This is a genomic window from Nonomuraea sp. CX421, from assembly GCF_059358955.1.
This window is the reverse complement of sequence record NZ_JCADBK010000031.1, coordinates 50214-67852: the sequence shown is the minus strand read 5'-3', so window position 1 is coordinate 67852 and position 17639 is coordinate 50214. Positions and strand designations below refer to the sequence as shown.

The 17639-nt window shown below is 71.1% G+C and carries 16 protein-coding genes and 3 tRNA genes; 6 read left to right on the top strand and 13 right to left on the bottom strand.

Annotated features, from left to right (window positions below; translation table 11 throughout):
- The first annotated feature begins 163 nt into the window (after positions 1 to 163).
- The 3 genes from AC5L3X_RS35035 (at position 164) to AC5L3X_RS35025 (ending at position 5125) form a co-directional block, all read left to right on the top strand.
- Positions 164 to 1444, top strand: coding sequence for an acyltransferase family protein (locus AC5L3X_RS35035; RefSeq protein WP_494862791.1), 1281 nt, complete (start codon positions 164 to 166; stop codon positions 1442 to 1444).
- A gap of 57 nt (positions 1445 to 1501) precedes the next feature.
- A complete protein-coding gene (locus tag AC5L3X_RS35030; protein WP_494862790.1) occupies positions 1502 to 4000 on the top strand; it encodes a DEAD/DEAH box helicase in 2499 nt (832 codons plus the stop codon).
- A gap of 237 nt (positions 4001 to 4237) precedes the next feature.
- Positions 4238 to 5125, top strand: coding sequence for a prenyltransferase/squalene oxidase repeat-containing protein (locus tag AC5L3X_RS35025; protein ID WP_494862789.1), 888 nt, complete (start codon positions 4238 to 4240; stop codon positions 5123 to 5125).
- Positions 5126 to 5161: 36 nt separating this feature from the next.
- On the opposite strand, the gene AC5L3X_RS35020 is transcribed toward AC5L3X_RS35025, so the two are convergent.
- The 7 genes from AC5L3X_RS35020 to AC5L3X_RS34990 form a co-directional block, all read right to left on the bottom strand.
- Entirely contained in the window at positions 5162 to 5569 is a 408-nt protein-coding gene (locus AC5L3X_RS35020) for a TIGR03667 family PPOX class F420-dependent oxidoreductase (RefSeq protein WP_494862788.1), read from the bottom strand.
- Between the two features lie 266 nt (positions 5570 to 5835).
- Positions 5836 to 7038 (bottom strand): ISAs1 family transposase, encoded by a 1203-nt coding sequence (locus AC5L3X_RS35015; RefSeq protein WP_494862787.1) that lies wholly within the window; start codon positions 7036 to 7038, stop codon positions 5836 to 5838.
- Between the two features lie 121 nt (positions 7039 to 7159).
- Positions 7160 to 7453, bottom strand: a complete 294-nt coding sequence (locus AC5L3X_RS35010; RefSeq protein ID WP_494862786.1) for a hypothetical protein — start codon at positions 7451 to 7453, stop codon at positions 7160 to 7162.
- Positions 7454 to 8021: 568 nt separating this feature from the next.
- Positions 8022 to 8096 (bottom strand) — tRNA-Val (locus AC5L3X_RS35005).
- A gap of 1 nt (position 8097) precedes the next feature.
- A tRNA-Cys gene (locus AC5L3X_RS35000) sits at positions 8098 to 8171 on the bottom strand.
- A gap of 15 nt (positions 8172 to 8186) precedes the next feature.
- Positions 8187 to 8258, bottom strand: a tRNA-Gly gene (locus AC5L3X_RS34995).
- 38 nt (positions 8259 to 8296) lie between these two features.
- Positions 8297 to 8932 carry an ACT domain-containing protein gene (locus tag AC5L3X_RS34990; protein WP_494862784.1) on the bottom strand — a complete coding sequence of 212 codons (636 nt, stop codon included), beginning with the start codon at positions 8930 to 8932 and terminating at the stop codon, positions 8297 to 8299.
- Positions 8933 to 9016: 84 nt separating this feature from the next.
- Here AC5L3X_RS34990 and dusB point away from each other — a divergent pair, with 84 nt between their 5' ends.
- Both dusB and AC5L3X_RS34980 read left to right on the top strand, forming a co-directional pair.
- Positions 9017 to 10126, top strand: a complete 1110-nt coding sequence (gene dusB, locus AC5L3X_RS34985; RefSeq protein ID WP_225264148.1) for a tRNA dihydrouridine synthase DusB — start codon at positions 9017 to 9019, stop codon at positions 10124 to 10126.
- Positions 10127 to 10171: 45 nt separating this feature from the next.
- On the top strand, positions 10172 to 11233 hold the full coding sequence (locus AC5L3X_RS34980) for a WD40/YVTN/BNR-like repeat-containing protein (protein WP_494862783.1): 1062 nt from the start codon (positions 10172 to 10174) through the stop codon (positions 11231 to 11233).
- 9 nt (positions 11234 to 11242) lie between these two features.
- Here the strand turns inward: AC5L3X_RS34980 and AC5L3X_RS34975 are convergent, their stop codons facing one another.
- From AC5L3X_RS34975 to AC5L3X_RS34950, 6 genes are all read right to left on the bottom strand, one after another.
- Complete coding sequence (locus tag AC5L3X_RS34975; RefSeq protein ID WP_494862781.1) at positions 11243 to 12070, bottom strand: putative protein N(5)-glutamine methyltransferase; 828 nt, start codon at positions 12068 to 12070, stop codon at positions 11243 to 11245.
- 255 nt (positions 12071 to 12325) lie between these two features.
- Positions 12326 to 12955, bottom strand: coding sequence for an alpha-ketoglutarate-dependent dioxygenase AlkB (locus AC5L3X_RS34970; protein ID WP_189128235.1), 630 nt, complete (start codon positions 12953 to 12955; stop codon positions 12326 to 12328).
- Positions 12956 to 13061: 106 nt separating this feature from the next.
- On the bottom strand, positions 13062 to 14030 hold the full coding sequence (locus AC5L3X_RS34965) for a WD40 repeat domain-containing protein (protein ID WP_494862779.1): 969 nt from the start codon (positions 14028 to 14030) through the stop codon (positions 13062 to 13064).
- A gap of 5 nt (positions 14031 to 14035) precedes the next feature.
- Entirely contained in the window at positions 14036 to 15037 is a 1002-nt protein-coding gene (locus tag AC5L3X_RS34960) for a TolB-like translocation protein (protein WP_494862777.1), read from the bottom strand.
- Positions 15038 to 15122: 85 nt separating this feature from the next.
- Positions 15123 to 15485, bottom strand: a complete 363-nt coding sequence (locus AC5L3X_RS34955; RefSeq protein WP_494862775.1) for a DUF2203 domain-containing protein — start codon at positions 15483 to 15485, stop codon at positions 15123 to 15125.
- A 9-nt stretch (positions 15486 to 15494) separates the two neighbouring features.
- Positions 15495 to 16175 carry a GntR family transcriptional regulator gene (locus tag AC5L3X_RS34950; protein WP_494862773.1) on the bottom strand — a complete coding sequence of 227 codons (681 nt, stop codon included), beginning with the start codon at positions 16173 to 16175 and terminating at the stop codon, positions 15495 to 15497.
- 90 nt (positions 16176 to 16265) lie between these two features.
- Between AC5L3X_RS34950 and AC5L3X_RS34945 the strand changes: the two genes are divergently transcribed.
- Entirely contained in the window at positions 16266 to 17573 is a 1308-nt protein-coding gene (locus AC5L3X_RS34945) for an MFS transporter (RefSeq protein WP_494862771.1), read from the top strand.
- Positions 17574 to 17639: the final 66 nt, after the last annotated feature.

The following is a 17639-nucleotide window of genomic DNA, read 5'->3' as shown; positions in this document are numbered from 1 at the left end:
CGCCATCCGGCGGCGATCCGGTGTGCGGGCGTCCGGTGGTAGGGCCAGCCCTACCTGGCGCGGGGGTGTGATCTCGACCCGGACAGGGTGGCTCGCGGCAATGTGCGGGGCCGGGTCCGGCGGGAGCCTTGGATGACCCGTTGACGAGGAATCGAGGCCCCCCATGACCGTCCTGCTCGACCGTCCGCTCCCCCGCGCGGGCGCCGTCGCACCGGACCGCCCGGCGCCTGCGCGACCGGCCGCCAGGGACCCGTTCCTCGACCTCCTGCGGGTGTTCGCCATCGCGCTCGTGGTGCTGCAGCACTGGACGATCCCGGTCCTGTCCTTCGACGGCGCCCGGCTCAGCACGGGCAACGCGCTGGCCACGCCGGGCGTGTGGGCGGTCACGTGGATCAGCCAGGTGATGCCGCTGGTGTTCTTCGCGGGCGGCGCGGCCAACGCGATCAGCCTCGGCCGCGCCGCGCACGACGCGCCGCGGTGGCTGTTCGCCCGGCTGCGCCGGCTGGCCTGGCCGCTGCTGCCGCTGGCCGCGGTCTGGATCCCGCTCCCCCAGGTGCTGGCCGCGCTCGGCGTGCCCGAGCAGCCGCTGGACGTGGGGGCGCGGCTGACCGGCCAGTTGCTGTGGTTCCTCGCCGTCTACCTGATCGCCGTCGTCGCCACCCCCTGGCTGCTGGGGCTGCACCGCAGGCACGGCGTGTGGGTTCCCGTGGTCCTCACCGCCGGCGCGGCGCTGACCGACCTGCTGCGCTTCTCGACGGGCCTGGACGCGCTGGGCTACCTCAACATCGTGTTCGTCTGGCTCGCGGTGCACCAGCTCGGTTTCCGGTACGCCGACGGGCGGCTGAGCCGGCCGTGGGCGCTGGCCGCCGGCGGGTTCGGGGCCGCGGCGCTGGTGGTGTGGGCCGGGCCGTACCCGGGCAGCATGATCGGCCTGCCCGGCGCCGAGGTGTCGAACATGGCCCCGCCGACGCTGGCCATGCTGGCCGTGGCGTTCGGGCAGATCGGGCTGGCCGTGACCCTGCGGCCGTGGCTCGCGCGGTTGCCGGTCGGCCGCCTGCTCGCCTGGGCCGGGCCGCGCGTCATGACCGCCTACCTGTGGCACATGCCCGCCCTGTTCGCCGTCACGGGGGTGGTCGTGGTGGGCCTCGGACTGGACACCCCGGCTCCCGGCGGCCTCGGCTGGTTCGCCGGATGGCCGCTCTGGCTCGGGGCGCTGTGCCTGGTCATGTGGCCGCTGCTGAGCTGGTTCCGGCGCTTCGAGGAGCCGCCCGCGCTGCCGTACGGGGAGGCGACCTGGCGTGGGGCGCTCACCTCGGCCGCGCTGGTCGGCGGCGGGCTGCTCACGCTGACCGTGGCGGGGTTCGCGCCCGGCGGCGCCCCGTTCCTGGCGATCCTGGCCATCCTCGGCGGCCTGCTCATCACGGGGCCGCGCGCCCAGAGCTGAGCGGGGCGTTCGGGCCGGCCGGTCCGACCATGGCGCGGACTTCGGCAGGATAGAGGGGTGAGCCTTCTCGTAGACCGCCTGCCCGAAGAGATCGACGCCGAGCCCGACGCCATCTTCGACGCCTTCGTCGCCTGGAACTCCGAACGGGGGCTCACGCTCTATCCCGCCCAGGAGGAGGCCCTGATCGAGGTCGTCTCCGGGAGCAACGTGATCCTGGCGACCCCCACCGGATCAGGCAAGAGCCTGGTCGCCGCCGGCGCCCACTTCGCCGCGCTGACCCGCGACCTCCGCACCTTCTACACCGCGCCGATCAAGGCGCTGGTGTCGGAGAAGTTCTTCGACCTGTGCGCGCTGTTCGGCACCGACAACGTCGGCATGATGACCGGCGACGCGAGCGTCAACCCGGGCGCGCCGATCATCTGCTGCACCGCCGAAATCCTGGCCAACGTGGCACTGCGCGACGGCGCCGCCGCCGACATCGGCCAGGTGGTGATGGACGAGTTCCACTTCTACGCCGAGCCCGACCGGGGCTGGGCCTGGCAGGTTCCGCTGCTGGAGCTGCCCCGGGCGCAGTTCGTGCTGATGTCGGCGACGCTCGGCGACGTCTCGATGTTCGAACGCGACCTGACCCGGCGCACCGGGCGGCCGACGGCGGTGGTCAAGCACGCCGAACGGCCCGTCCCGTTGATCTACTCCTACCGGATGACCCCGCTGCACGAGTCGCTGGAGGAGATGCTCAGCACCGGCCAGGCGCCGGTCTACGTGGTGCACTTCACGCAGGCCGCCGCGATGGAGCGGGCCCAGGCGCTGATGTCGATCAACATGTCGACGAAGGCCGAGAAAGAGGCGATCGCCGCGATGATCGGCGGTTTCCGGTTCACCACCCGCTTCGGCCGGGCCCTGTCGCGGCTGGTGCGCCACGGCATCGGCGTGCACCACGCCGGGATGCTGCCGAAATACCGGCGGCTGGTGGAGCGGCTGGCCCAGGCCGGGCTGCTCAAGGTCATCTGCGGCACCGACACGCTCGGCGTCGGCGTCAACGTGCCGATCCGCACGGTCCTGTTCACCGCGCTGTCCAAGTACGACGGCAACAAGGTGCGCCGCCTGCGGGCCCGCGAGTTCCACCAGATCGCGGGCCGCGCCGGGCGGGCCGGCTTCGACACGATCGGCTACGTGGCCTGCCAGGCGCCCGAGCACGACATCGAGAACGCCAAGGCACTCGCCAAGATCGGCGACGACCCCAAGCGGCGCCGGGGCTACGCCCGCAAGAAGCCGCCGGAGGGGTTCGTCGGCTGGAGCGAGGACACGTTCGAGAAGCTGCAGACCGCCGAGCCGGAGCCGCTCAACTCCCGGTTCAAGGTGAGCAACGCGATGCTGCTCGCGGTGATCAACCGGCCGGGCGACTGCTTCCAGGCGATGAAGCACCTGCTGACCGACAACCACGAGGACCGCAAGTGGCAGCGGCGGCACATCAGCCAGGCCATCGCCATCTACCGGTCGCTGCTCGCCGGCGGCATCGTGGAGCAGCTCAAGGAGCCCGACGAGCAGGGCAGGCGGGCCAGGCTCACCATCGAGCTGCAGGAGGACTTCGCGCTCAACCAGGCGCTGTCGACGTTCGCGCTGGCCGCGTTCGAGCTGCTCGACCGCGAGGCGCCAGGCTACGCGCTCGACATGGTGTCGATCGTCGAGTCCATCCTCGACGATCCGCGCCAGATCCTGTCGGCCCAGCTGAAGAAGGCCAGGGGCGAGGCCGTGGCGCAGATGAAGGCCGACGGCATCGAGTACGAAGAGCGCATGGAGGCGCTGGCCGAGGTGATGTACCCAATGCCGCTCGACGACCTGCTCCTCGGCGCCTACGAGACCTACCGGCGGGGGCATCCGTGGGTGGGCGACTACACGGTCAGCCCCAAGTCCGTGGTGCGTGACATGTACGAGCGGGCGATGACGTTCGGCGACTACATCCAGTTCTACGAGCTGGCCCGGTCCGAGGGCACGGTGCTGCGCTACCTGGCCGACGCCTACCGCACGCTGTCGCGCACGGTGCCCGAACATCTGAAGACCGAGGACCTGGTCGACCTGATCGAATGGCTCGGCGAGCTGGTGCGGCAGGTCGACTCCTCCCTGATCGACGAGTGGGAGAAGCTGGCCAACCCCGAGGAGGCACTGGAGCGGCAGGAGCAGCTGGAGGCCAAGGTCCGCCCGGTCACCGCCAACCCGCGGGCCTTCCGGGTGCTGGTGCGCAACGCGATGTTCCGGCTGATCGAGCTCTGCGCCCTGGAGAAGGAGGAGGAGCTGGAGGAGCTGGCCCCCGACGTCGATTGGGGCGCGGCGCTCGACGCCTACTACGACGACCACGAGGAGATCCTCACCGGCGCCGACGCGCGGGGGCCCGCGCTGCTGCGCATCGAGGAGGAGAGCGGGCTGTGGAAGGTCCGCCAGACCGTCAAGGACCCCGCGGGCGACGGTGACTGGGGCATCGACGCGCAGGTCGACCTGGCCGCCTCCGACGAGGAGGGCCGCGCGGTGCTGCACGTCGTGGGGCTCAACCGGCTCTGAGGCGGGAGCGTAGGCGTGTGCCGGGACGGACTGGCAAGGGCGCCCCGGCACACGTCTGTACCTCTTAGTCTCCGGCAGAAAAGTTCGTCATCGTGTCATGACAATGTCCCAAGATCGGGACATTCAACACAAGGCGCGGATGCGTTATGTGCCGGCCGCCGTACGCGGATCCTCCACGAGCAGGGGACGGCCGGAACGTACAAGACTCCGGTCGCGAGGCCGGGGCAGGATCGGCCTATGGAGCTCGATCTCGACGCGGCCGCCGACTTCATGGCGACCCACGCCCGCATACTGGACCGGCACCGCTTCCACCTGCTGCAGGGCGGAGCCGATCCGACGGCCGTCCTGGCGGCCGTCGACGCCTATCGCAACCCCGACGGCGGCTACGGATGGGGCCTGGAGCCCGATCTGCGCTCGCCCGAGAGCCAGCCGGGAGCGGCGTTGCACGCCTTCGAGGTCTTCGAGGATGTCGCCCCGGCGGTCGCGCCGCAGGCCGCGGCCCTGTGCGACTGGCTGCAGTCGATCAGCCTGCCCGACGGAGGGCTGCCGTTCGCGCTGCCGGTCACGTCCACCGCGGGCAACGCCCCCTGGTGGGCGGACTCCGACCCCACGGCCTCTTCCCTGCAGATGACCGCCTGCGTCACGGCGGTCGCGCTGCGCGTCGCCGCCCACGACCCGGCCGTCGCCGCGCACCCGTGGCTGGAGCGGGCCACCCGCTACTGCCTCGGCGCGATCGAGGCGATCGAGGAGACGCCGCACGCCATGGTCCTGGCCTTCGCGATGCGTTTCCTGGACGCCGTGCACGCCACCCGTCCCGAGACGGCGGCCCTGGCCGAACGGCTGGGCCGGTTCATCCCCGCCGACGGCATGATGCCCGTCGCGGGCGGCACGCCGGACGAGAGGATGCGGCCGCTGGACTTCTCCGTGTTCCCGGACGGGCCCGTACGGACGGTGTTCGCCCCGGACGTGATCGACGCCGAGCTGGACCGCCTGGCCGGGATGCAGCAGGACGACGGCGGCTGGACCGTGGACTACGCTAAGATCTCGCCGGCCGGCGTCCTCGACTGGCGCGGCCACGCGACCGTCCACGCGATCACCGTCCTCCGCCTCAACGGCGGACTCTGACCCGCACCGGGGCTCAGTCCGGGAGGTCGGCCGTGGTCAGAGACTCCTGACCGAGGTCACGGTGATGCGCATGGGCACGGAGTATTCGCCGTCGAACTCCTCGACGCTGCCGACGATCCGCTCCATCTCCGACTGGTATTTCGCGACGTACGCGGGATGGTCGACCGGGCTGCCGTCCAGGATCTCGGCATCACCGATCAGCACGAGCACCTCACCGCCCTTGGGCGTGCTGTTGAGGTTGAGCGAGACCCTGGGCCTGGCCCGGACGTGGCGAAGTCGCCTGGCATCCGGTCTGCTGAAGGTCAGCACGGAACCGTCGCCCTCCCACAGGAACCAGACCGGCTTCGGCTGCGGCGTGCCGTCGGCCGCCACGGTCGTGAGCCAGACCACCTCGTCCTCGGCCATCCGCCCGCGAAACGCCTCGGGAATCACAACATCAGCCATCCTCTGATCGTAGGTCACACGTCGCGACGATCACGGACGCGCCGCCGCACGATCGGACGATCACAACGCCCTACGGTCGCGAGACCGGGCAGTCACGAGTGCGGCCGGTCACGGCTTCGTAGCCGCTCAACTCGCGGCGGTTATGATTGACCATTCCGGCTTGACTCTCCCGTCCTTGAGTGAACGGAAGTTTCCATCGGCGTCGATCCTGGCGGTTGCGATGAGTCCATCGCTTTCCCGGTAGAACAGGCAGGGCCGATGCGTTCTCATGTTGTGAAACCGAGTAGCTGGAGTCCGTCGGCGGGGTGACTGCGGTAGTGGTCGGTGGCTGCGGCGATGTTGGTCCAGCCGATCAGGCGGGCCAGGCCGATGGCCAGGTTGCGCAGGCCGGCCATGATGCGGGGTGCGGTGCCGGTGCGGATCCGGGAGGCGTCTTCGCGGTAGGTGACGTCGCGGATGTGGTGCAGGGCCTCGATGCTCCAGTGGCCGCGGATCAGGGTGGCGAGCTGGGCGTGGGTGATGCGGCCTGGTGGGAGGCTGGTGATGGCGTAGATCGTGACGATGGTGGTCTTGCCGGTGCGGTGGTCGGTGCGGCGGCGTTTGACCTGGATGGCCTGGGCGGCGTGGGGGAAGGGCAGTCCGGGGCGGGCGGTGCAGATCTTCATGCGGCGGATCTCGCGGCGGCTGTGGCCGGTCTCGTCGGTGCGGTCGTTGAGAATCGCTTCGCGCCAGGGCAGGGCCTTGAGCCGGCGCTGGAGTGTGGGCTGGTTGCCCTTGACGATGAACAGGTAGTGGCCGCCGGCGGTGACGATGTACCGGGCGTGTTCCTGCTGGGTGTGCAGGGCATCGGCGGTGACTACCACGCCGGTCAGGTCGAGCCCGGACAGCAGGGGTGTGAACGCGGGGATCTCGTTGCTCTTGGCCTCGACCTGTCGTTGGGCTATGACGATCTGGGTGTTGTGGTGGGTGGCGGCCAGCAGGTGGGTCACGCCTTGGCCGGTGCGACTGCCGCGCAGGGTCTTGCCGTCCACGGCCAGGCCGGACAGCGGGGTCCGGTCTGCGGGCCGGTTGCCTGAGGTGGCGGGCGGGGTGCAGGTGGCAAGCGCGGCCAGATAGGTGCAGGTGGCGGTGTCGAAGGCGTCGCCGTCCAGGCGGGCGAACAGTCGTCCCAGGGTGCTGGCGGCCAGGCGTATCGTGCCGTGCAGGCCGGCACGGGCGCGCAGGTCGGGGTCGTACCCGGCGATGAATCGGGCGATCTTCGCCAGGGAGGTCGCGCCGCCGAGTACGGCGAGCAGGGATAACGCCAGCAGGGGGCCGAGCCGGTAGCGGCGTCCCCGGCGGCTGCGCGGGTCCGGGAGGGTGTCCAGGAGTTCGGCGAGCGTGGGCAGATCGAGCGGCTCGGCGGGCAGGTCGGCGACGGTGACGTGCTCCAAGTGGCGCGAGAGCACGTCGATCGGGGATGATGGCACGCGAACGCGACCCCTGTTCTTGATCGACTGGCTAGACACCGACGATCATCAGGGGTCGCGTTTGTCATGTGCACCCCGGGGTGCCCTCAACACCTGCCTCATCGAGCCCAGCGAACGTCCATCAACCGAGAACGCAACGGCCTTGGTAGAACAGGAGACTCCCGTTCGTGGGAATAATACGGGTCCAGTCTCGCTTGAGCTCCCCCGTTTTGAGTCGGTGGTAGCTTCCCTCCGCGTCGATCCTGCCTGTGGCGATGGCGCCGTCGCCGGCCCGGTAGAACAGGAGCACCCCGTTCGTGGAAACGATACGGAACCAGGCTGGATTGAGGTTGCCCGTTTTGAGTTGCTGGTAGTTTCCTGTCGCGTCGATCCTGCCGGTGGCGATGAATCCATCGCTCCGATAGAAAAGCAGCACCCCGTTCGTGGGAAACGATGCGGAACCAGCCCGGGCTGACTTTTCCGTCCTTGAGCGAGTTGAAGCTTCCTGCGGCGTCGATCCTGGCGGTGGCGACGACGCCATCGCCGTCGCGATAAAATAGCAGCTCACCGGACAAAGTGCCACACCTCCTCGGAAACCATGAACCGGCCACGTCCCGCACACGACTCCGGAATTCTTTCCGCGGACAACCAGTGAAGTGGCTGTTCATATCAACCATCGGATAATACGAAGCGCCAGGCGCTACTAGAGAACAGACTGATTCTCGCGTCAGAGGCAGCAACGCGGGTCGCGCATGATTGTCATGCGCCGACAAGTCTTCCCAGGAAGAGATCGCCGAACCGGCGGGCGTGGAACCCTTATCAGATTATGTCGAGATGATTCCGGCTCGTATGCGCGGCCACCCACGCCGCCTTTGATCGCCCGCGTGGCGGAAACCACCTGCCGCCCTCACAACACAGCAGCGCCGCACCCAAACCGGATACGGCGCTACAGGCGACCCCACCAGCCCTGGGCCGTCTGTGTCCAGGCTCCAGTGAGACATCTGTGGTGGACGATACTGGGATTGAACCAGTGACCTCTTCCGTGTCAGGGAAGCGCTCTCCCGCTGAGCTAATCGTCCTTGGAGGTGGAGACGGGATTTGAACCCGTGTAGACGGCTTTGCAGGCCGCTGCCTCGCCTCTCGGCCACTCCACCGTGCCGGAAGCTCCGAGCGGAAGACGGGATTCGAACCCGCGACCCTCACCTTGGCAAGGTGATGCTCTACCACTGAGCCACTTCCGCGTTGCCCGACTACTCTAGCGGGTTTTCGGACCAGATGCTCACTTGCGCAGTCGCCGCGCCACGCTCCGCTCGGTGGCGGGCAGGCTGAGGAAGATCTCAAGGATGCGCGCGAGCCGGTGGACCTCGGTGCGGTGGAAGGCCGGGCCCTCGGAGCGGGCCAGCAACAGGCTGAGCGCGAGCGGCGGCAGCGGAGCGTGGATGACGTGCAGATCTCCGGCGAGCGTGCGGGCGACGGGGCGCGGCGGCGTCTCGGCCGGCAGCGTCACCTGCCGCGGCGCGCGCCAGCTCGCGTAGACGACGCCCTGCTCGGCACTCGTGGCGGCCCAGTCGGCGCTGAACAGCACCGGCAGCGAGTCGACCAGCGTGGTCAGCCCCCGATCGCCGGCGGTGGTGATGTACTTGAGGATCTCCAGCTCCGGGTAGGTGCCCGGCGCCTCTCGGGTGGTCCAGACGCCCTCGACCGTCACCCCGGCGACGCCCTGCAGGCTCTTGGCCAGCGAATCCTTGGAGGTGCTCTCGGGACAGAAGACGGTGATGTCGTCGACCGCCCGGCCCGCGCCCCGGTCGAGCACGGTGACCTGGGTGATGTCGGCTCCGGCGGCGCCGAGCACCCGGGTGACCTGCGCCAGCGACCCGGGCCGGTCGGGCAGCGCGACGCGCAGTCTCAGGAGCATCCGGGCCCCCTCCCCACGTAGATGCCTGCTCACAGCCTATCGGCGAATACCGGTCATGGCCTGACCTGCGCTACAACTGACGGGGTGAAGATTGGGCCGATAGAGGTGTGGCCGCCGGTGGTGCTGGCGCCGATGGCGGGCATCACCAACGCGCCGTTCCGGGTGCTCTGCCGCGAGCAGGGGGCCGGGTTGTTCGTGTGCGAGATGATCACGACGCGGGCGCTGGTCGAGCGCAATCCCAAGACGTTCCGGATGATCAGGTTCGCCGAGTCCGAGCAGCCCAGGAGCATCCAGCTCTACGGGGTCGACCCGGCCACCGTGGGCCGGGCGGTCAGGATGATCGCCGACGAGGACCTGGCCGACCACATCGACCTCAACTTCGGTTGCCCGGTGCCCAAGGTGACCAGGCGCGGCGGCGGTTCGGCGCTGCCGTACAAACGGCGGTTGCTGCGGCGGATCCTGCGCGAGGCGGTGGCCGGCGCGGGCCCGCTGCCCGTGACGATGAAGATGCGCATGGGCATCGACGACGACCACCTGACCTACCTCGACGCGGGCCGCATCGCGGTCGAGGAGGGGGTCGCGGCGATCGCGCTGCACGCCCGCACGGCCAAGCAGCACTACGGCGGCGTCGCCGACTGGGACGCGATCGCCCGGCTCAAGGAGGCCGTGCCGGAGATCCCGGTGCTCGGCAACGGCGACATCTGGTGCGCCGACGACGCCCTGCGGATGGTGGCCCGCACGGGGTGCGACGGCGTCGTGGTGGGGCGGGGGTGTCTGGGGCGGCCGTGGCTGTTCAGGGATCTCGGCAACGCGTTCAACGGGATCGCCGACCGGGTCCGGCCCACGCTTGGCGAGGTGGCCGCGGTGATGGCCCGGCACGCCGAGGGGCTGACGCACTGCTTCGACCAGGAGCGTTACGCGGTGGCCGACTTCCGCAAGCACGTGGGGTGGTATCTCAAGGGGTTCGCGGTGGGCGGCGAGCTGCGGCGCGAGCTGGCCACGGCCGAGTCGCTCGACGGGCTGCGCGCGGGGCTGGCCAGGCTCGATCACGACCAGCCGTGGCCGGCCAACACCGACACGCCGCGCGGCAAGTCGGGCGAGCGGGGCAAGGTGCAGTTGCCGGACGGCTGGCTGGACGACCCGTGGGACTCCGTGGTGCCCGAGGACGCGGAGTCGGATATCTCCGGCGGCTGACAGCCGCCATGGACAGCCTTGATCGCCTGAGTTAGGTTGCCCGGCATGAAACGTGGATTAGCGTTCGGCGCCCTGACCGTCGCCTGCCTGCTCGCCGCTCCGCTTCCCGCCCATGCCGACGTCCCCGCGCTCGGCTGGGAGCTCACCGAGACCGGGGTGAGCGCGCGGCTGCGCGGACTGTCCCCGGTGAGCCGCGACGTGGTGTGGGCGTCCGGGTCGGAGGGCACCGTGTTGCGCACTGTGGACGGCGGGCGGAGCTGGCGTGACGTCTCGCCGCCCGGCACGGACACGCTGCAGTTCCGCGACGTGGAGGCGTTCGACGCCGACCGGGCCGTGGTGCTGTCCATCGGTGAGGGGGCCGACTCGCGGGTCTACCGGACCGACGACGGGGGCCGCACCTGGACCGAGACCTTCAGGAACGACGAGCCGCGCGCCTTCTACGACTGCATGGCGTTCTTCGACCGGCGTCACGGGCTCGCGATGAGCGACCCGGTGGACGGCAGGTTCCGGATCCTCGCCACCGATGACGGCGGGCGCAGCTGGCGGGTGCTGCCGCCCGACGGCATGCCCGAGGCGCTGCCCGGTGAGGCGGGGTTCGCGGCGAGCGGCCAGTGCCTGGTCACGGCGGGTGGGCGCGACGTCTGGCTGGCCAGCGGCGGGGCCTCCCGGTCGCGGGTGTTCCACTCCGGCGACCGGGGCCGCACCTGGACCGTGGCCGACACGCCGATCCCGGCGGCCGAGCCGGCGCGCGGCGTCTTCGCCCTGGCCTTCCGCGACCCTCATCGCGGCATCGCCGTGGGCGGCGACTACCGGCCCGGCGAGCCGTCGCCCCAGGCCGGAGCCTTCACCCGCGACGGGGGCACCACCTGGCGCGCCGCCGCAGCCCCGCCCCCGGCCTACCGGTCGGGGGTCACCTGGCTTCCCCATCTTCCCTTCGCCGCGATCGCCGTCGGGCCGTCAGGCAGTGACGTGACCCTGACCGGCGGGCAGGCGTGGCGGACCTTCGACGGCGGCTCGTTCGACACGGTGTCGTGCACCAAGGATTTGTCCTGCTGGGCGTCGGGCGAGCAGGGCCGCCTCGCCCGCCTCACCGTCAGGCTCCGCTGATCCGCGGCGTCAGGTCTGGCCGGGCCGGGCGCCGATGACGACGGTGGCGTTCAGCTCCTCACACCTGGCCACGCGGGCGACCAGCCCGTGGCGGGCGACCGTCCGCGCCGTCGCCGTCGCCTGGCGCTCGCTGGTCTCGACCAGCAGGTGACCGCGCGGCGACAGCCACGCGGGCGCCGCCTCGGTCACCCGCCGCACGATGTCCAGCCCGTCGGCGCCGCCGTCGAGCGCCACCCTCGGCTCATGGACGCGCGCCTCGGCGGGCAGCAGCCCGATCTCCTCCGTCGGTACGTACGGGGCGCTGGCGACCAGGACGTCGACGCGCCCGCGCAACGAGGCGGGCAGCGGCTCGTACAGGTCGCCCTCGTGCACCTGGGCGGCGGCGAGGTTGCGGCGGGCGCACCGCACCGCGACGGGGTCGATGTCGACCGCGTGCAGCGTGATCTCGTCGAGCGCCGCGATCACCGCGGCGCCCACCGCCCCGGACCCGCAGCAGAGATCGACGACCACGGCCCCCGCGCCGGCGGAGCCGTCCCGGGCCGGGGTGGTGAGCCGGCGGGCCAGGGTGAGGGTCTGGGCGACGAGGAACTCGGTGCGGCGGCGTGGCACGAAGACACCGGGGTCGACGGACACCCGGAGGCCGGAGAACTCCGCCCAGCCGACGACGTGTTCGAGGGGAAGGCCGGCCACTCGTCGTTCGACCATGGCGGCGAGCTCGTCGGTGGTGCGGGCGGCGGAGACGAGCATCGCGGCCTCGTCCTCGGCGAACACGCAGCCGGCCGCCCGGAGTGTGCTGACGATGGCGGCGGGTGGAAGAAGAGGGGGAGGAACCGACACGGGAGAGCCTTTCGGAATGCCAAGGGGCGCTCTCCCCCGGTCGCCTACGACGGGCGAACCGTGCGGCCGCGAGATGAGAGCACCCGGCCTGATATGGCGTTGATGGGTCTCACCTCCTAGGACATTCGCTCCTGAGAACGGCAACTTTAGCGCATCCGGCAACCGCCCATGATCCGGACGGCCCGCCGCCGCCCTTCACGGGCGGACCTGCCGTCCGATGGTAGCCCCGCGCCCGTCCGGGCGTGGGATCGCGGGTCAGCGCACGCCGCGCGGGCGGAACTGGACGCTGATCCGTGGCCCGGTGGGGCGGGACGTCTTGGGCACCGCGTGCTCCCAGGTGCGCTGGCAACTGCCGCCCATCACGATGAGGTCGCCGTGGCCCAGGTCGTGGCGGATCGAGTGGCCGCCGCCGCGCGGCCGGAGCAGCAGCGGACGCGGCGCGCCGACCGAGATGATCGCGACCATGGTGTCCTCGGCGGCGCCCCGGCCGAGGGTGTCGCCGTGCCAGGCGACGCTGTCGCGGCCGTCGCGGTAGAAGCACAGGCCGGCCGTGCGGAACGGCTCGCCCAGCTCGTCGCCGTAGTGGGCGTCGAGCGCCCGCCTGGCGTCGTCGAGCACGGCGTCGGGCAGCGGCTCGTCCTCGTCGTAGAACTTCAGCAGCCGGGGCACGTCGACGACCCGGTCGTACATCCGCCGCCGCTCGGCGTGCCACGGCACCGACTCCGCCAGCCGCTCGAACAGCGTGTCGGCGCCGGTCACCCAGCCGGGCCTGACGTCGATCCAGGCCCCGCGGCCGAGGATCGTCCTGCGCACCGTCGCCCCCAGCGGGCCGAGGCCGATGTCCTCGTCGAGGCCGAGCAGAGAAGCTTGGAAAACAGCCTTCATATGGCCGATACTATGCCACGATTCAAACACCCATTCGACTGGCGTCGGGCCGGCGGGCCGCTCGCCCGGCCCGCACGGCACGCGCTCCGTACGGGCCGGGCGAAGATCAGCCGCCGCAGGCGGCGAAGACGTAGCTGTCCTTCAGCACCGAGTAGCCGTCCCTGATCGTGACCGTGCCGGTGCCGGTGTCGATCTGGACGATCGTCATCCGGTCCGCCTTGCCCTCGCGCTCCCGCAGGAGGTGCAGCGTCACCTGCGACTCACCGGTCCAGTCGATCATCTCGACCGACCCGGCGGGCAGCCTGACCCTGGTGCGGCCGACCACCTCGTCGGTCTCCATGTCGTACAGGACCAGCTCGGGCTCGCGGGACCTGACCACGTTCGCCACGGTCCGGCCGTCGGCGGAGAGGGCCTGCGGGCCGGTCGACACGACGACCTGGGGCGGCGTGACACGCCGCAGCGGCTCGCCGGCGTCGCTGTAGACGGCCAGGTCGGTGACCGACTCGTCGGCGTCCACACTGGTCAGCACCTCGCCGCCGTCGCCGCTGAAGCCCATCATCCGCTCGGTGCCCGGAAGGGTGCCGAGCAGGGCGCCGGTGGCCGTGTCGAAGACGCGGGTGCCTTTGCGCATGTTGTTGTCGAGGACGGCGAGCCGGCCGCCGTCGTCGGACAGCTTGAACGCCAGCTCGTACTGGGCCACGCGCGGCAGCGCGTCCTTGGCCAGCAGCTTCACGCCGCCGCCGAGAGTCCGTACGGCGAGCCGCCCCGACGTGGTGATGTAGGCCAGCCGCTGACCGTCGCCGCTGACCGCGATGGGCGCGACCCCGGTGACCGACGACTTGCCATTGGCCTTCAGGGCGACGGTCCGGGCGTCGGGCAGGGCGCGTCGCGAACCGTCGTGCATCACCAGCCGCCAGGCGCCGCACGGCCGGGAGCCGGCGTCCTTCGTCTCGCACCCCTTGACGGAGACGTACCGCACGCCGGCGTGCCCGTGGTGCGGGTCGGCCTGCGCCGGGGCCGGCGCGGTCAGCAGGGCCAGCCCGGCCGCGACGGCCACCGCGATCCTGATCCTCATGGTCGTCACTCCCCCGCCTTCGTGGACTCGTAGCCGGTCTTGCTGATCGAGTAGTGGTCCGTCCGCGTGACGTCGCCGGTCTCGGTGTCGACGGTGAGCACCCGCACCCTCTCGGGCTCGCCGTCCTCCTGTGACACGACGGTCGCCACGAGCCGGCCGTCGACGGTCCACCGGGCGACGTACGGGGTGGCGTCGGGCTTGAGCGCCAAGTCGACCCCGGCCGACAGCTCGCCGGTCTCCAGGTCGTACAGCCGCAGCCGGGGCGGCTTCCCACGGTCGGCGTCGCCCGAGACGAACACGGCGACGGTCCTGCCGTCGGCCGCCAGGGCGGTGGTGGCGGCGTTGGCCACGACCTGCGGCGGCGTGCGCCTGATGGAGGCTCCGCCGAGCCGGTGGGCGACCAGCGCGGTCGTGTTGTCCCGCGCGCCGCGCGTCGCGAGGACCTCGTCGCCGTCGGCGCTGAAGCCCCGGACGCTGTCGCGGGCGGGCAGCTCGACCGTCCGGCCGGTGGCGACGGTGACGACCCTCGTGGGCTGCCTCTCGGCGTCGTCCAGGTACTCGACCAGCACCTTGTCGCCCGACGGCGACACGTACAGGAGCAGGTCGTCGGTGCCGATCCCCTTCGGCACGAGCGACGCGGGCAGCTCCTTGACCGGCCCGCCGGCGACCCGCCGGACGACGAGGCGGTGGTCGCGGGCCCGCTCGTACGCGACGACGCGGCCGTCACCGCTGATGGCCAGCCTGCCCGGCTCGTGCACCACGGCTCCCGTCGCGTGGCGCCTCGTGGCCGCGGCGTCGGGGAGGGCGAGGCCGCCGCCGTCCCGGGTGATCAGCCGCCAGGGCCCGCAGGGGGCGTCGACGTCCTTCTTCCTGTCGTGGCAGGACTTGATCCAGGCCGCACGGGCCACGGCCGGCCCCTCCTGTGCCCCCGCGGTGGCGGGTGTGGCCGCCGGCCCGCCGATGACCGCCGCGACCAGGAGCGCGGCGGACACTTTGGTGTGCCTCATAGCTGTGATCCCTTCGTTGCCCGGTTAGACAACCCCCGGGCGGGACCGGTTGGTCACAGCTCAGCCACGACCACGGCCGTTCTCCTCAGGTGAGAGGGCGGCGGCCGGCGAAGCCGAGCTCGGTGCGGTGATACCAGGCCAGACCGGGCTCACCCTCGATCCAGCACAGCCGCACGGACTCTCCGTCGAGCAGTGACGGGAAGTCGATCAGGACCGGGGCCAGGCCCTTCACCTCGATGCCCTGGTCGGTCCAGCCGCTCAGGATCTCCTCGATGCGGGCCTCCAGTGCCTTCAGCTCGGCGATGCCGCCCAGCGCCGAGGAGCCGGCGGTCTTCCGGTCAAGCGCGATCTCGGCGAGGTCGGCGCGCGCGGCGACCAGCTCGCGGGCCTCGTCGAGGATCGACGGCATCAGCGAGCGGGCCTCGTCGAGGGTGAACAACCTGTCCATGCGCGAACGTTAGCGGTTGGGCTCGTAGGCGCGGATGAGGAGCTGCTCGGCCTCGTCGAGGTAGCCGTCGAGGAAGGTCGCGGCCTCGTCCAGCCGGCCGTCGTGGAGCAGGTCGAACAGCCGCCGGTTGCGCTGGACGAACGGCTCGTGGAAGTCGCGCGGGTTGGCCATGACGTGGAAGACGAGCCGGAGCTCGGCCAGCAGCTGGCGCATCGCCTCGTCGAGCCGCGGGCTCTGGTTGGCCGTCACGAGCGCCTGGTGGAAACGGATGTTGGCGGTGCCGACGGCCTGCCAGTCGTCGGCCGCGGCGGCCCGCTCGGCGTCGGCCACGGCCTCCGCGATCAGCTCCAGCGCCTGCTTCGACGGGGGGCGGCGGACGGCGGCGCCTTCGAGCACCCGGCGCACCCGGTAGAGGTCGGCCACGTCCTCGGCCGACAGGACCCGGACGAACACCCCGCGATTGAGCCGGTGGTCGAGCAGTCGTTCGTGGCCGAGCAGCCGGAACGCCTCACGCAGTGTGTTGCGCGACACGCCGAGCGCCTCGGAGATCGCCTCCTCCGACAGGCGCTGGCCCGGCTCGAAGAAGCCCTCGCTGATGCGGTCGCGCAGGATGTCGGCCACGCGCTCGGCGGTGCTGCTGCGCCCCAGCCGGCCGCGGTCCTGAGCGAGATCAGCGACGGCGTCGTCCACAGACGACAGATAATCATCCAACAAACCTCTTGTCGAATTGTTCAACGATCCTTACGTTGAAAGGAACCCCCTGACCCGAGGAGCGATGAGATGTCAGGCTCCACCCCACAAACCCGGCGGGTGATCCTCGCCAGCCTGATCGGCACGTCGCTGGAGTGGTACGACTTCTTCCTCTATACGACGGCCGCCACCCTGGTCTTCGGCAAGCTGTTCTTCCCCACCTTCGACCCCCTCAACGCGACCCTGCTGGCGCTGACCACCAACGCCGTCGCGTTCGTCGCCCGGCCGCTCGGCGGCATCGTCTTCGGGCACTTCGGCGACCGGGCCGGGCGCAAGACCGTGCTGGTCGTGACGCTGCTGGTGATGGGCGTCGCGACGTTCCTCATCGGCGTGCTGCCCGGCTACGACGCCATCGGCGTCGCGGCCCCGATCCTGCTGGCCACGCTCCGGTTCGTGCAGGGTCTCGGGCTCGGCGGTGAGTGGGGCGGGGCGGTGATCATGTCGCTGGAGCACGGCGACGACCGCCGCCGCGGCTTCAACGCCAGCTGGCCGCAGGTGGGTGTGCCGGCCGGCTACGTGCTGGCCACCGCGCTGCTGACGGTCATGTCGTTCACGCTGTCCGACGCGGCGTTCCTGGCGTGGGGCTGGCGGGTGCCGTTCCTGCTGTCGGGCGTGCTCGTGCTGGTCGGCCTCTGGGTGCGGGTGAAGGTGTCGGAGTCGCCGCTGTTCGCGGAGGTGGCGCGCACGGGGGCGAAGGCCAGGATGCCGCTGATCGAGGTGCTGCGCACGCACCCTCGCGCGCTGCTTTCGGCCTTCACCGCGCGCATCGGCGTGGACGTGGCGTTCTACACCTTCACCGCGTACATCCTCGTCTACCTGACCGGGTCGCTGGGGATGGAGCGTTCGGTGGGGCTGAACGCGGTGCTGATCGGGTCGGCGCTGCAACTGGTGCTGATCCCGCTGTTCGGCGCGCTGTCCGACCGCGTCGGCCGGCGGCCGGTCTACCTGGCGGGCGTGGCCGGGGCCGCGGTCTGGGTGTTCGCCTTCTTCCCGCTGCTCGACACAAGGTCGTTCCCGATGATCGCGCTCGCCGCGGTGGTCGCGCTGGTCACGCACGCCGCGATGTACGGCCCGCAGGCGGCCTTCATCGCCGAGCTGTTCAGCACCCGGCTGCGCTACAGCGGCGCCTCGATGGGCTACCAGGTGGCCGGGATCGTCGGCGGCGGAATCGCCCCGATCATCGCGATCAAGCTGTTCGACGTGTACGGCACCACTCTGGCGGTGTCGATCTACGTGGTGGCCGCGCTGGCCGTCACCGCCGTGGGCCTGGCCATCGCGCCGGAGACCCGCGACCTCGACCTCACCTCCGACGACGGCCAGGTGCCGCAGCGGGCGTAGGGGCCGAGCCTCCGAAATCTTGCCGCGAAACCGCGGGCGGCGGCTGCCACCGCCGTCCGCGCGGGA